We start from the raw sequence: 14,627 nt of genomic DNA on the forward strand, positions 1-14,627 counted from the left end.
CTTCATTTTATCCAACATCCCTTCTGTTTGTCATGCAAGAAGTATGCACGGCAGCAGGGAAAATATACCTGGGTCCAGCCTGCCGGGGGCTATCTCAATGGTTTAGCCAAGACCAGAGAGACAGCCCTTGTTTGATTTGAGAATATTGAATAATCCATTAATGGATTGGATAATTTAAAATGGAAAGGGGTGGATGATGAATGGGGAGGGAGAAAAAATTATCCGATTCTCTCGGAAAACGACTGATGCAGTCCGAGCCCGCCATTGACCTGGAAATCTCTGAGTCCCTCGACAGCAACGAGGAGGCTATTGCTCAATTGTTCGCCAATTGTTCCGATCTTGTCGTTCGCAGGCTCCATATGTTCGGCTCTATGCCAGGCATGGCGGTATATCTCGACGTTTTGGTGGACCAACAGGCTTGGGACGACGGCTTCCTTGCTCCCCTGATGCAGCAGGAGGTTGTGCCTCTGGATAATTCCTCCCAAGTCTATGAACACCTGAAATTCAAATTTTCTTCGGTTGTACAGCCCACAGTTGTTTCAACTATGAATGAAATTGCTCAACGTATTCTCAAAGGACAGGCTGTTTTATTTGTTGAACGTTCCACGCAGGCCTTTTCCTTTGAACTGAAGGATAAGCTGAACCGTCCGCTGGAGGAACCGTCAACAGAGGCGGTTATCCGCGGTCCGCGATACGGTTTTATTGAGAAGCTGGATATCAACATTGCGCTGATTCGTCATCGCCTCCGTACCCCCCGGCTGAAGACGGTAAAGCTCAATGCAGGCAACATCTCCCATACCGACATCATGATTGTCTATCTTGAGAATATCGCCAAGCAGAGTGTGATTGATGAAGTGAAGAGCCGGATAGCCGGCATTGACATGGATAGTGTACTGGAATCCGGATATATTGAGGAATTGATCAATGATCATCCCTTCTCGCCTTTTCCCGTCATTCAGTCGACTCAGCGTCCCGACGTAGTTTCGGGTTCGTTAATCGAAGGCAAAGTGGCCGTCTTTACGGATGGCACTCCAATGGTGCTGATTTTGCCTGTAACGTTCTGGTTCGGTTTTCAGAGCGCTGAGGATTATTATATGAAATTTATGGTTGCTACCATGCTGCGCTGGCTGAGATATTTTTTCGCTTTCCTGGCAATGTCGCTCCCTGCCATATTCATTGCGATTACGACCTATCACCAGGAGATGATTCCAACAAGCTTAACCTTGAGTCTCGCTGCGGCGCGTGAAGTTGTTCCTTTTCCGGCGATGATGGAGGCCTTGATCATGGAGATCACATTTGAGGCGCTCCGTGAGGCAGGCATACGTCTTCCCCGTCCCGTGGGCCAGACGATCAGTATAGTGGGAGCGCTTGTGATTGGACAAGCCGCCGTTCAGGCAGGCATTATTTCGGCTACGATTATCATTGTCGTATCTATAACAGGAATCTCTTCTTTCCTTATTCCCAATCCCGGCATGAGTCAAGCGATCAGCATTATACGTTTTCCGCTTATGCTGCTGGCTGCGACATTTGGACTTTATGGGGTAGGGGTCGGTCAGATAGCTATTCTAATACACCTGGTTAATTTGCGTTCCTTCGGTGTCCCCTACATGACGCCGCTTGCACCGTTCAGACCCTCGGGGTTAGGAGATGTGTTAATCAGGGCCCCGTGGGGGAGTATGCTGAAACGCCATAAGCAATCAAGGCAGCGACTGGAGTGAGCGGAGACAATGCGCGTAGAAGCGATGGCACGAAGAGGTTTGGTTATTCTTATGATCCTCTGCTTGACTACCGGCTGCTGGGACCGCAGGGAAATGGATGATCTTGCTTTGGTAGTGGCCACCGGAATCGACCTTACGGATGACGGGCAGATTGAAATGACCTATCAAGTAGCTCTCCCCACAGGAATACCCAGTGCCGTGAAGACTGGAGGAGGCGCTCAGAAACCGGTTGTCGTCATCTCGAACAAGGGACGTGACATACAGGAGGCCAATGACCGTTTACAGGAGCAAATGTCCCGCTTTATTTATTTTGGACACAGGGAAGTATTCATAATCGGGGAAAAGTGTGCGAGGCACGGCCTCAATCAAATTCAGGACCTGCTTACTCGTTTTCCTGAAAATAGATACAACTGCTTTGTACTGACAGCTTATGGAGCAACAGCCAAAGAAATTTTAAATGTGCCTTATCAGCTTGAGCTTATTCCGGGACTTGGTATAAGTAAACTTCAATCCAGCAGATCCAGCTTTTCGGTTAAGAGCGATGAATTATTTGAGGCCTTTTCCTCGCCGGGGATTTCGCCGGTAACCGCGGCCATCCGAGTGTTAAATAAGGACACTGATAAGGAGTCATTTGCAGTCGACCATGCTGCAGTTTACTTGGGAGATCAATTGACCGGCTTTTTGAAGCCCGATGAATTGGAGCTGCTGCGCTGGTGGATTGATGATCCTTACCGGATAGGATTTACAGTGCAGGCGCAACCGGAAGACAAGCAATATAAGGGGACCATCAGTGTGAAGTCCTTAAAGAGCAGCGTAAAGGTAAAGACGGTGATAAAAAATGAGCTTCCCCAGGTGACCGCGTCATTCTCAACTTTGGTCCGGGTGGTCACTAACAATTCGAGAATAGATCTGAATAATCCCCAGGATAGAATACTTGTCGAAAAACTATTCTCCAAACAAGTGCAAGGCAGAATCGAGAGCATGCTGGGATATGTACAAAAAAAGCTGAAGTCGGATATTTTCGGGATCGGAGAAGAGGTTCACATTGAACATCCTTACATCTGGAAAAAAATAATGAATAAATGGAGTGACATCTTTCCGGATGTACCGGTGACTGTAAAGGTTGACCTCACAATTGAGCAGATAGGTAAAACACTGGGACGTTCCCATATAAGAAAATAGCAGGTCACTATATGGAAGAGGATGCTAACCATGAAGATGAAATTAACAGGCATACAGGTATTCTGGATCATCTTCAGTATGGACCTCGGAATGACGCTGGTGATGACGCTTACCCCAAGCCTGCAGGCGGCGAAGCAGGATGCGTGGATATCTATAGTCGTGGCCGGCTGCATTGCCTTGCTGGTTGGTATGCTGGCGACACAAACCGGGAATCTCTACCCCGGAAAGTCTTTAATTGAATACAGCCAATTGATTCTTGGAACCTGGATTGGCAAAATTGTAATTGTTGTCTATTTGGTCCAATGGTATACGATCATCCCAATCGTTCTGCGTCAATTTACCGACATGGTTCATATTATGCTGCTTCAGGCGACACCCAAAGAAGCGATCATTCTACTGATGATCCTATTGATTGTCTATGCCACTTATGCGGGAGGAATCGAAAGCCTTGGCCGCTGCAGCGAGTTTCTGGGGCCGATCATTCTGGTCATGGTCAGCATTGCCCTGATCGCGAGCATCAACAATGTTGACTGGAAAAATATTCTTCCCGTGTATGCGGACAGCGGCATAACAGGAATACTGGGCGGTGCGCTGGCTCCCGCCTCTTATCTCGGACATTCCATTGAGTACCTTATGTTTGCATCATTTATGAGCAAGCCGCGCAAGGGGGTACCGTATGCGCTCGGGGCGGTAATTAGCGCGGTTTTCTTTGTACTGATGGCCACGATTATGATCATCTTCACGATAGGGGTCAATCTTGCGCCTAACATGTGGTATCCTTTTTTCGAAATGACCAAGAAGATCTCGCTATTCGGTTTTATCGACAATTTCGATGCGATTCCGGTCGTGATCTGGATTGCCAGCGTCTTCATCAAATTGGCCGTCTATTTCTTCATTGCAAGCTATGGAACGGCCCAATTTTTACATATCCGCAACTGGAGAACAATGATTTGGTTCCTTGCCCCGATAATGTTTATATTTGCGTTAATTCCCCAAAATGTGACGGAAGCGACAACGAATTACCTGCAGCGGTACTGGGTGCCGGTTGCCCTGCCTGTGAACATGATCGGCCTGCCCCTGCTTTTGCTTATTGTTGGCAAATGGAAGCAGGGGAAAAAACAGGCTGCTTAGTATTCATTGAACATGGCCGCAATTTCCTCGTACCCCGTGGTCTGGGTCAGCGCCAGCGACAGCAGAATCCGGGCCTTCTGCGGCACCAGACTGTTGCAGGGAATCGAATTGGCGGAGAGGTCAATATAGGAATCCTTCAGTGTGATGCCGCTGGAAATCCGGGAGCAGCGGACGACCGGGATATTGTTATTTTTGAGTTCGCCGACTTTATCAATCCAGGGCTTGCTGTAGATTCCGCCGCCTGCTCCGGCAATGATAATGCCTTTGGAGATCGTGGACAAGTAATCCAGAATGCCCGGATTGGCATCGACATGGAAGTAGGCAACAGACACCTCCGGCAGCCCGGTCAGAGCTGAAACGTCGAACTGTGCGGCGGTGGTGTGTTTTTTGAGGGAACGTGTATAGAAAAAAGCTTGACTGTCCCGCATATAGCCCAAGCAGCCGAAATCCCGTTCATCAAAGGCGTTGGCCTTGAAGGTATTCACCTTCTGCACATCGCGTCCGCTGTAGATTCCCTCGGCAAAAACAACCATTACTCCTTGTCCGCAGGCCTCGGGGTTGGCAGCTAGTGCCACCGACTGGTATAGATTGAGCGGTCCGTCCGCACTGATCGCCGTGGCCGGGCGCATGGAGCCGGTGATGATTACCGGTTTGTCGGTTTTTAGCACCAGGTTCAGGAAGTAGGAGGTCTCATCCAGTGTATCGGTTCCATGTGTAATCACAAAACCGTGGACATCCTCCCTGAGCGCCAGCGTGTTGATTAATGCCGCCAGAGTAAGCCAGTGCTCGCTGGTAATGTCCGCGCTGCACAGATTGCTGACCTGCACACCCGCGCAATTGGCTACCCGTTCGAGGTGGGGAACACTGTCCAGCAAATCCTGTATCGGCAGCGCGCCGGGTTCATAATTCAAGGTTTTATGCGCTTCGCCGCTGCCGGCAATCGTGCCGCCGGTGGCGAGAATAACTACATTCTTCAGGCTGGCGTTATAGAAAGAGGAAGCGGTAAAATTCACTTCTGGAGCTGGAATAATCATCACTTGTGTTCCTTTCAGATCAAATCAAAAATGTATAAAATTTTGCTGAATGTATTATAACATACGATTTCCGGTTCAAAAGGTGTTTTTTTGTGGAGGATTGTTACAAACAATCCGTCCTTTAGTGCAAGCCATACTATAATATAATGAGGGTAATCATTAAGTTATAGCAAGGAGCTAAGAGCATGCTTACACTGGAGAGTAAAGATTATTGCAAAGGGTTGTCCCTGCTGGATCAAGTGAAAATAAACACACTCTTTGCCAGGGCCGTGCTGGAGGAGTGTGTGCCCGGACAGGTTTACGCCGATGATCCGGACACGCCCCGTACCTTTTATGTGGTTCATCCTTATGGGATGTCGCTGCTGTTCGGAGATGCCGGCAATGAAGAGTTTAATCGCAGCCTGTATGATTACATAACGAATAAAGCGGGAATCCGCAATCACCCGGAATGGCTGCAGGGCGATCCGTCGGGAGCATGGAGTCCCCTGATAGACTCCATGCTTGCTGCCCATAACAGCACGGTGATAGGGAATGGGGATGAAGCTGAAGCGGAAGACCCCCGGCGGATTCAGAAGAATACCAGAGTCAACTTCAGCTTTGACCGCGAGGCTTATCTGGACGCCAAGAAGCAATTTTTCCGCCGGGATGCAGCTCTTGTGCGGACGGGAAAAGAACAGTTTCGTGCACAGGCCGGCTCTGTGGTTCCACGTTTTTTCTGGCGGGACGAGGAGCATTTCCTGGCGGATGGCGTTGGCTATAGCATTCTGGAAGGGGAGGAGGCCGCTTCTACCGCCTTTGCATCTTGCCGCACGGAGCATCAACTGGAGATTGGGATAGAGACAGCCGGGGCTTACCGGGGCAAAGGATATGCGTTTACTGTATCCTCCGCCTTGATCGACTATTGTCTGGAGCATGACCTGGAGCCGGTATGGGCTTGCCGATTGGAGAATCAAGGCTCCTATCAATTGGCGCAGAAGCTGGGATTTCAGCCTTCACTGACGCTGCCCTATTACCGGCTGCCCGGATCTATAGGCTAAGCCCGCAGCAGGCAGACCCGGCTCGCGCATAGCAAATCCCCCTGTCCGCATCAGCGGTACAGGGGGATTTGCTGTGTGAACCATACAATTACAATCAGCCGTTCAGGCGCTTGAAATTTTCCGAGGCGATGCTGACCAGGGCAGTGTACAGAGGCTGTACATTAAATTTTTTGCCGAATTCGAACTTATAGGAAGCGGTCTGCAGATTATTGCTTTTGTGATAAGGAGAAGTGATGTAGTGCAGTGTAACCTCGCAATCATCAAAGCCGGTGCCGCCTGTTTCCATCGTGACCTCGAAGATGGAGGCGAGGTGAATGGAAGCCACACGGGTCTTTTTGCCGGTTACGCCCTGGTGGTCAATCAGGATCAATCGTTCATCTGTAATAATAAAGGCGTCGCGGATTAATTTGAAGCCCATCTGAATTTCTTCCTGCGGCATAAGATAGGCCCCGTATTGATTCTTAAGCTCCGGGATGGTTACCTCCGAATAATTGCCCAATAACCCGCCAAACAAGTTAGCCATTACATATTCCCTCCTGTTAGTTGTCCGTAAGCCGGACTTGGTGTTACATGCACAATGTTAATATTCACCAGGCAGTGGCGAAATCCTTTTCGTTACACCAATCCGGCATCCACAAAACAATGCAAATGCAGCGGGGAGAGCACCTTCAGCCCTTCGCCAATGTCGAACCCCTTCCCTTCGGCAAGCTGCCGGCCTTTCATATGGAAATAGAGGCGGTATAATTGCAGCATCTCCTCATTAAACTGGCTGCGGTGCAGTGCCATGGCGGTAAATTTCTGCTCGAAGTACGGGGTGATATCAACTACCGTATTGGGTTCAGCGGTAAAATAGAAGCCGATTGCCTTCGGCTGCCAGGCCCGGGAGCTTGTCCCTCTAGGATATAGCGGAAGACCTGAGGACAGAAAGGCATGTGCGGCCGCCCGTCCGGTGACGATATGATCATAGTGGGCTTCATAGGCCAGCCACGGATCGGGGCAGAAGATGGCGTCCGGCTGTACAGTGCGGATGATCTCTGCAATTTCTGCAGCCAATGCCGGGATATGCGCAAGTGTGCCGTCGCCATGCTGCAATTGATGGAACACCGTAGCCCCGAGGGACCGTCCTGCTTCCTCCAGCTCCCGCATGCGGATCGCTGCAATTTCCTCAGAGGACAGCTTATCGTCCATTGCCCCAAGATCACCGTTTGTCACGGTTAAGTAATGGATTTCACAGCCTCTCCCGGCAAAAGAGGCGATAATTCCGCCCATTCCGACCTCATTGTCATCCGGGTGCGGCTGCACACACAATATTTTGCTGCAGCCCGTAAGATCGGGCGGGGCCATAAGATTAACCAGATCTGCTGAATCCATATTGATTCGCTCCTTTTACTCTATATCAATTGAACTATAGATTATCATACTGTATAGTCTATTTTTTTTCCCCGCGCCTACAGTGACCGGCTGTGCTCTAAATCTGTCAATATCCGCGCTCTTTGCTTATCACTAATAGTATAGAACAGGATAGGGATAATGGCAGCAAGAAAGCAGAGCGCAGGCAACAAAAACATCACAAGGCTAAGGCCGTGCTGAAGCCCCGGGGTAGACGGCTGATTCTCTGCGTAATTCAGGAAGCCAAGGCTTGCTCCGATAATCAATCTGGACACCGCGCCGCTGAACTTGGTAATAAAGGTGTTCGTAGAAAAGACAAGTCCCTCCCCCCGGAAGCCCAGCTTCCACTCCGAATAATCAATCGTATCCAGCAGCATCGAGGTACTTACAATGATAGTCATCCCGGAGAAGAAGAAGCTGACCCCGAAGAATACCAGTGTGAACAGGATATTCTGATCCCCGAACAGATAAGGAATAAGACAGGACAGACTGCCAAGGATGCAGGAGAAGATAAACACATTTTTTTTGGAAAAGCGCGTGAGCAGCTTGGGTGTTGCAATCATGCCCAGCAGCATCCCGGCCACGAGGCTGATTCCGAGCTGTGTTCCGTACCTGGCATCCCCCCATACATACACAACATAATACAATTGAATGCTCTGTCTGATGCCGGTGACCATGTTGATAATGAGCAGCGAGGCGAGCAGGGCAAGCAGCGGTTTGTTTTTGTAGATCGTTTGCAGATTTTTTTTGAAGGAAATTTTCTCGGTAGAAGGCGCAACCCGTTCTCTGGAAATCAGTCCGGTCAAAAAGATAGTCAATGCGGCGATGACAGCCACAATAATCGCGGAATACCAGTAGGCTGCTGTGCTTCTTTCGCCGCCGAAGGCCAGCAGGAGCTGGATGCCGCCTATAGTGATGACAACTGTGCCGATAGTCCCGCCTATTTTGCCTAACGTAACGATTAGCGTCCGTTCACCCGGATCTGTGGAGATCACGGAGGAGATTGCCCAGAGCGGGGTATCGCAGACCGTATAGAGCATTCCCCAGAGCAGATAGGAGACTGTGGCGACTACAAGCGTCAGTGTGGCGGAACCCCCGAAATCCCAGAAGCACAGGACGGTGGCCGCGGCAATCAGGAAGGGGGCGAACAGCAGGTAAGGTCTGAATTTCCCCCATTTGGAGCGGGTTTTGTCTGTAATCATGCCCATAAGCGGGTCCAGACAGGCGTCAAATATACTCGCGGTCACCAGAATAACGCTGGCGGCAGTTGCCGGGATGCCAAGTAAATCAGTGTAGAAGAATAAAATGTACATCGACATAAAGCTGTATAACATATTTTGGCCCAGCAAACCGCCGGAGAAAACCATTTTCTCTGCCAAGGATACCTTTGTCCCCAATGGACAGCCCTCTTTTCTGTAAATGTATTATTGGGTAGAACCATTTGCTAATTATGTTTATTTATAGCTGATTTACTCCTGTTGTCAAGCCCACAGCTTAGCCGCATCCGGCAGGTGGCCGGCGGCTGAAATGCAGCTAATTTCATTATTGCGAAAGTTAGCTATTAAAAATTTAACGAAAAATGTCGAAAAAGAGCTAAGCTGTCCGCTGGCCCGTACAAGGTACGCCAAGTGAGCGGACGCAAAGAAGCTATCCTCAGGGGGAATTTGAAATGAAATGGTACGCTAACATGAAGACAGCAACAAAAATCATTTCTGCGTTTCTAACCGTAGCTTTGATTCTGACAGGACTTGGAGTGTATTCAATCTTCACACTGCGTACGGCAAACTCGAATATGAAGGTGATGTACAGCAATAATCTGATCTCGGTAAGAGATCTCTCCGCTGCCCAAATCAGCTATCAGAAAGCAAGGGTGTATCTGCGGGATCTGAATATTTCTACGGATGCTGCGGAAATCTCAGGACTCAAAGAAGACATTGCTGCAGTCCGTCAGGATATTGAGATGAAAGTGAACAACTACCGGCCGCTTGCTACTACTGCGGAAGAACAGGATTTGCTGCGCGCCTTTGATGAAGATTACGGGAAATATAAGAAGCTTTTTGATCAAGGTCTTCTTCTGGCGGAGCAAGCGGGTACGGATGCTTATATCAAGTTTCAAAAAGGGGAGCTGTCGGCCCAGGGTGAGTTTGTTATCAAAGATATGACCGAACTGATTGGGGTTAATGTAAAGCTCGCGGAGGAGACCGACCGCCATTCCCAGGATTCCTATTCTTCGGCGCTGATCATTACCCTCTCAACTGTTGTTGGCGCAGTCCTGATCAGTATTCTAATCGGCTATTTCATTGCCCGATCCATTTCAAGACCGCTGCTGCAGATGCTCGGACTTGCTTCCGAGGTGGCGAACGGCAATTTGACGCAAAAATCAGAGATTTCCTCGAAGGATGAAGTTGGACAACTGGCTGCCGCACTGAACCGGATGGTTGACAACCTGAAGGATCTGATTAACGGCATCGTAATGAACTCTCAAAGTGTTGCCGCCTCCTCCCAGCAGATTTCGGCGAGCACACAGGAGATTGCCAGTACGAGCACCAGCCAGTCGTCTGCAGCGGCAAGCATTACTGAGCTCTTCAAAGAGCTGTCTCTCGCGATCAACTCTGTAGCTGGAAGCGCGGAGGAAGCCGCCGACCTGTCCAATGATACGGTCAAGACTGCCCGTGAAGGCGGATATGTAGTTGAAGCTTCGCTTCAGGGCATGCAGGCAGTGAATCAGAAGATGAGCCAGCTTGAAGAGGATTCCCATAAAATTGGCGACATTATCGAGGTCATTGACGATATCGCCGAGCAGACCAATCTGCTGGCTCTGAACGCGGCGATTGAAGCTGCACGTGCCGGTGAGCAGGGCCGCGGCTTTGCGGTTGTTGCGGATGAGGTCCGTAAGCTGGCGGAACGCAGCAGTGACGCAACGAAGGAAATTACGAAGATTATCAAGGCGATGCAGGAAAATACGAAGCAGAGCGTCCGGGCGGTTGGCGAAAGCGTGGAGCAATCCGCAATGACCAGCCAGGCGTTTGAGCAGATTATCAGCATGGTGAACAACTCCTCGCTCAAGGTCAATGAAATTGCTGCGGCCTGTGAAGAAGAATCGGCTCAGGCTGCCGAAGTGATGAGCTCGGTGGAATCCATAGCAGCCTCAAGTGAGGAATCTGCTGCCGCTTCGGAGGAAACGGCGGCAACCTGCCAGGCCTTGGCGCAGCTCTCGGAAGAGTTGGCCCACTCCGCTGCGGCATTCAAGACCCATTAATTCACAGATTGAAGGTGAAATCATGTCCACGCTGCAAAAGGAACAATATATCGAGCTTGCCGTAGGCGCCGAAACCTGTGCGATTCGCATCGAAGAAATCCATGAAATTATCAAGATGCTCACCATTACGGATATCCCCTTCAGCAGGAGTGAAGTGAAGGGGGTAGTCAACCTTCGGGGCAAGGTAGTCTGCGTGATGAGCCTGCGCAATTTGCTGGGGATGCCCGATGAGCCTTACACCCGGGCTACGCGGATTATTGTAGTCCGCTTCCGGGATGAATTTGTGGGGTTAATTGTAGATAAGGTAAATAAGGTGACCACTTACGGTGAGATTCATCCTCCGTCAGCCGGGCATAGCCGCAGCCGGGAAGGTGTTTTTCTGGGGATTGGACAACGCGGCGACGGGCTGATCGGCATTCTGAAGCTGGAGGAAATACTCGGCGGTTAGGAAGGAGAACAATAAGATGATGGAGCTGTCAGCCTACCGCGATATTTTCATAGAGGAGCTGAACGACCAACTGGAGCGGATCGACCAATCCTTGATTGCCTTGGAGAATTCACCGACTCCAGAGCTGATTCAAACAATTTTCCGTGCTGCGCATACGATTAAGGGGTCATCCTCAACGATGGGCTTCCGAGAAATGAGCGATTTGACCCATGAAGTCGAGTATGCCCTGGAATGGGTACGGGAGAAGAAGCCGGAGATCACGGCGGTGTTGATTGATACTCTGTTTCGGGCACTGGATGCGATGAAGCTGCTGCGCAGCCAGTACATCAGTGGAGAAGCATTCTCGGACTGCCGTGACGTTGTGGCAGAGATCAAAGCTTTGCTCAACAAGCCTGAGCGTCAGGAGCCGGCCCCGCTGCAGGCTCTGACCGCAGCGGGGCTGCTCAAGGCCGAGGAGGCTGCTGCCGCTGGGCAACAGTTGCTCGCTGTCAGCATTACGCTGAAAGAAGATTGTCTGATGAAGGCGGCAAGACATTATATCCTGCTGCAGCGGATCGAGGATCTATGCGGCAGCATCATTGCCGTTACACTGTCTCCCGCCGCAGCTTCAGGTGCGGATGAGGATGAACGCTATGGCAGGTTTGCCGTTATAACGGCCACAGCCAAGGCGCCGCAGCTCGTGCAGGAGCTGCTTCGCAGTGACTCTGATATCCAGAGCGTGGATGTGACTCTGTACCAGCTTGAAGGCACTGCGGGGAGTGCAAGGGAGGCTGCCGATTCGGAAGCGGCAAAAGCCCCTCAGACTGTTACACAGTCCGAAGAACGGGGGAGAGCCAGCCATCCAACGGTCCGGGTCAACGTGGAGCGTCTCGATCATCTGATGAATCTGGTCGGTGAGCTGCTGATTGAGCAGACATCCCTGGCGGATTTGAGTGCTGCCGGAATGCGTGACGATCCCGCCAGGGTTCTGCCGGGCATTGGCAGTGTGTCGGATCACATGGGCAGCCTGATCAAAGAATTGCAGGAAGGTGTAATGAAGACACGCATGCTGCCGATTGATCAGCTATTCAACCGCTTCCCCCGCCTGGTCAGAGATCTGGCCCAGAAGCTCGGCAAAGATATTGAGCTGCTGATACAGGGCGGTGAGACTGAGCTGGACCGGATGATTATTGAGGAATTAAGCGACCCGTTGATCCACCTGATCCGCAACAGCGCAGACCACGGCATTGAGAGTCCGGAAGTGCGGGCGGACTTGGGCAAGCCGGTGAAGGGAAGGATCACGCTTACCTCCTTCCACGAAGAGAACCATGTGGTTATCCGTCTGGAGGATGACGGGAAGGGCATTGACGCCGGCCGGATAAAGGCCTCCGCTCTGGGCAAAGGCATTATTACGGAAGAACAGGCCGGATATTTAACTACCCAGGAAGCGGTTCATCTCATCTTCGAGCCTGGCTTCTCGACTGCTTCCGAGGTAAGCGACGTGTCCGGGCGCGGGGTCGGAATGGATATCGTGCGAAGTCAGATCGGCCGGCTGAACGGAATCATAGATATCGAAACAGAGCCGGGCACAGGTACGGTCTTCATCATCCGCCTGCCGCTCACTCTAGCCATTATTAAGGGCCTGCTTGTGAGCGTCTCTGGCCGGGTGCTTATTCTCCCGATGTATAATGTAGCCGAAATTGTGCGGATTGCTCCCGAAGAGATTCAGACCGTCCAGGGGGCGCAAACGATTCTCAAGCATGGGCGGATTGTACCGCTCTCCTGGCTGGGGGATAAGCTGCATTACCCCCGGGTTACGCGCAGCTCCAAAACCATTCCTCTGGTGATTGTCAGATCCGTTGACAAGATCGCAGCTTTTGCCGTAGATGAGATCATCGGCAACCAGGAGGTTGTCATCAAATCCCTGGGCGAATCTCTCGGGACAATGAACCATCTCTCCGGTGCGACAATTCTGGGCAATGGCCGGGTTGCCCTGATTCTGGATGCGTCTTACCTGGTAAGCCATTAGCACCATCGCTCGCAGTACGTGGTATAGAAACCGCAGCGATGGTGAAAAATATGGTAAGAAACACCAGGAAAGGGGTGGGATGATGGATATTACACTGGGGTCAGATGAAGTGATCAGCCGGATTCGGCAGCTTCAGTCGAGTGGGGGAACTGTGAATAAAAAGCAAGTCAAGCAGCAGGACCCCGAGCTCATGCGCAGTGCGCTGCATTATTTCCCTAGCTGGGAGCATGCCTTGAAGAGCGCAGATCTTCTATAATAGCCGCAACACAAATAGCCGAAGGGACCACAGACAATTAACCTTGTGGTCCCCTCGGCTATTTCAATGAACCGGCATATCCGGTCAGGCTTGTGATCCCCGCAAAACTCCAGTCTTGGGACAAAGGTATTGCTGGTCAATGGCCTTTTGGTTGAGTTGAAGCTCATTCATATAGACATTGATCTTGAGCTGCAGATTCTTCAGGATTTCCGACTGCATTTCATCAATCCGCTCCTCATCACAAAAGGCCGAACAGGCGAGAAAACCGTCCGTATAGGACTTGGTTTCATCAACGATGGTGTTCAGCTTTTCTTTGAAAATTCTTTTCACCGGGCCGTTCTCTGGCTTAATCTCGTAATAACGGTTAGTCTCCAGAAGCAGCCGCCAGTGGCTGACTTTAAATTCATATTCATCTTTCTCTATTTCTGCGGATACTTTCACAATGCGGATGTGACTGTTCGTGATGACTATGACCCTCCTGAATCCCTGCATGACTGGGAATAAATTTCTGTTACACGGATTATGAGATTATAACATGTGAATATATCTTTTCCCACAGAAATTTTTGGTAGACTATAATAGAGTAAACTAATGCCATGTGATTAATATCAAATGCAGAAAGGGGGGAGTCCATAGAATGAACATTGAACATAAGGTGCGTAAAAGGTGGTTCCGTATTTATGTGATTGTAATGACAACCGCAATTGCTGTCCTGCTGGTCCTGCTTGTGGTCTGGAAACCGGCGGCGGACGGACAAGCAGCGGCAGAAGCAGAGGAGGCACAGGCGGCAACGAGTGCAGCAGCGGATGCAGTAGAAATCGAAGACAGCCCGGGTACTATCCCGCAGGAGGGTGTTTTATATATAAAAGAGGTCAGGCAGCAGGGAAGCAGCTTTGAAAATTACTTCACAGCGGTTCCAGACTACGGAACTGAGTTAAAGATTCACCTTAAAAACAACGGCGCCTCGGGCATCGCCATCTTCAATGTATACCGCGGGAGTCATGCATATGGATTCGTGGAAGTGAAGGCTGAACAAGAGCTGACAAGGACGTTCCGAATGTCCGATGGCAGCGGGGTTTCCGGGGATTGGAAGGTCTATGCGACTACCCGGGATGGACATCGCATAGACATTAGCGCAGAGGCAGGACAGCACTGAAACCAATCC

Annotated in this window: 14 protein-coding genes; 9 read left to right on the plus strand and 5 right to left on the minus strand. The window is 50.5% G+C overall.

Annotation, left to right across the window (positions count from 1 at the left end):
- The first annotated feature begins 200 nt into the window (after positions 1 to 200).
- From B212_RS0108410 to B212_RS0108420, 3 genes are read left to right on the plus strand one after another with little or no spacing between them, the layout of a single operon-like run.
- Complete coding sequence (locus tag B212_RS0108410) at positions 201 to 1,718, plus strand: spore germination protein (RefSeq protein WP_019910151.1); 1,518 nt, start codon at positions 201 to 203, stop codon at positions 1,716 to 1,718.
- Between the two features lie 9 nt (positions 1,719 to 1,727).
- Positions 1,728 to 2,900, plus strand: coding sequence for a Ger(x)C family spore germination protein (locus B212_RS0108415; protein WP_084673262.1), 1,173 nt, complete (start codon positions 1,728 to 1,730; stop codon positions 2,898 to 2,900).
- A gap of 30 nt (positions 2,901 to 2,930) precedes the next feature.
- Positions 2,931 to 4,031, plus strand: a complete 1,101-nt coding sequence (locus B212_RS0108420) for a GerAB/ArcD/ProY family transporter (RefSeq protein WP_019910154.1) — start codon at positions 2,931 to 2,933, stop codon at positions 4,029 to 4,031.
- Here the strand turns inward: B212_RS0108420 and B212_RS0108425 are convergent.
- Positions 4,028 to 5,065 (minus strand): asparaginase, encoded by a 1,038-nt coding sequence (locus B212_RS0108425; protein ID WP_019910155.1) that lies wholly within the window; start codon positions 5,063 to 5,065, stop codon positions 4,028 to 4,030. The genes B212_RS0108420 and B212_RS0108425 overlap by 4 nt on opposite strands.
- A gap of 185 nt (positions 5,066 to 5,250) precedes the next feature.
- Between B212_RS0108425 and B212_RS0108430 the strand changes: the two genes are divergently transcribed.
- Entirely contained in the window at positions 5,251 to 6,102 is an 852-nt protein-coding gene (locus B212_RS0108430) for a GNAT family N-acetyltransferase (protein ID WP_019910156.1), read from the plus strand.
- Between the two features lie 94 nt (positions 6,103 to 6,196).
- Here the strand turns inward: B212_RS0108430 and B212_RS0108435 are convergent, their stop codons facing one another.
- The 3 genes from B212_RS0108435 to B212_RS0108445 form a co-directional block, all read right to left on the minus strand.
- A complete protein-coding gene (locus B212_RS0108435; protein ID WP_019910158.1) occupies positions 6,197 to 6,625 on the minus strand; it encodes a PH domain-containing protein in 429 nt (142 codons plus the stop codon).
- Positions 6,626 to 6,717: 92 nt separating this feature from the next.
- A complete protein-coding gene (locus B212_RS0108440) occupies positions 6,718 to 7,473 on the minus strand; it encodes a PIG-L deacetylase family protein (RefSeq protein ID WP_019910159.1) in 756 nt (251 codons plus the stop codon).
- A gap of 77 nt (positions 7,474 to 7,550) precedes the next feature.
- Complete coding sequence (locus B212_RS0108445) at positions 7,551 to 8,888, minus strand: MFS transporter (RefSeq protein ID WP_019910160.1); 1,338 nt, start codon at positions 8,886 to 8,888, stop codon at positions 7,551 to 7,553.
- Between the two features lie 272 nt (positions 8,889 to 9,160).
- Here B212_RS0108445 and B212_RS0108450 point away from each other — a divergent pair, with 272 nt between their 5' ends.
- From B212_RS0108450 to B212_RS34960, 4 genes are all read left to right on the plus strand, one after another.
- Positions 9,161 to 10,750, plus strand: a complete 1,590-nt coding sequence (locus tag B212_RS0108450; RefSeq protein ID WP_019910161.1) for a methyl-accepting chemotaxis protein — start codon at positions 9,161 to 9,163, stop codon at positions 10,748 to 10,750.
- A gap of 22 nt (positions 10,751 to 10,772) precedes the next feature.
- Positions 10,773 to 11,198, plus strand: a complete 426-nt coding sequence (locus B212_RS0108455) for a chemotaxis protein CheW (RefSeq protein WP_019910162.1) — start codon at positions 10,773 to 10,775, stop codon at positions 11,196 to 11,198.
- Positions 11,199 to 11,214: 16 nt separating this feature from the next.
- The gene (locus B212_RS0108460; RefSeq protein WP_019910163.1) at positions 11,215 to 13,206 is read left to right on the plus strand and encodes a chemotaxis protein CheA; all 1,992 of its coding nucleotides are present in this window, start codon (positions 11,215 to 11,217) and stop codon (positions 13,204 to 13,206) included.
- 79 nt (positions 13,207 to 13,285) lie between these two features.
- On the plus strand, positions 13,286 to 13,462 hold the full coding sequence (locus B212_RS34960) for a hypothetical protein (RefSeq protein ID WP_019910164.1): 177 nt from the start codon (positions 13,286 to 13,288) through the stop codon (positions 13,460 to 13,462).
- Between the two features lie 84 nt (positions 13,463 to 13,546).
- Here B212_RS34960 and B212_RS0108470 read toward each other — a convergent pair whose 3' ends face one another.
- Positions 13,547 to 13,954 carry a hypothetical protein gene (locus B212_RS0108470; protein ID WP_156830096.1) on the minus strand — a complete coding sequence of 136 codons (408 nt, stop codon included), beginning with the start codon at positions 13,952 to 13,954 and terminating at the stop codon, positions 13,547 to 13,549.
- A gap of 145 nt (positions 13,955 to 14,099) precedes the next feature.
- Here B212_RS0108470 and B212_RS33090 point away from each other — a divergent pair, with 145 nt between their 5' ends.
- Positions 14,100 to 14,618, plus strand: coding sequence for a hypothetical protein (locus B212_RS33090; protein WP_019910167.1), 519 nt, complete (start codon positions 14,100 to 14,102; stop codon positions 14,616 to 14,618).
- Positions 14,619 to 14,627 lie beyond the last annotated feature (9 nt).

The sequence above is a fragment of the Paenibacillus sp. HW567 genome (genome assembly GCF_000374185.1).
Lineage (GTDB): Bacteria > Bacillota > Bacilli > Paenibacillales > Paenibacillaceae > Paenibacillus_AQ.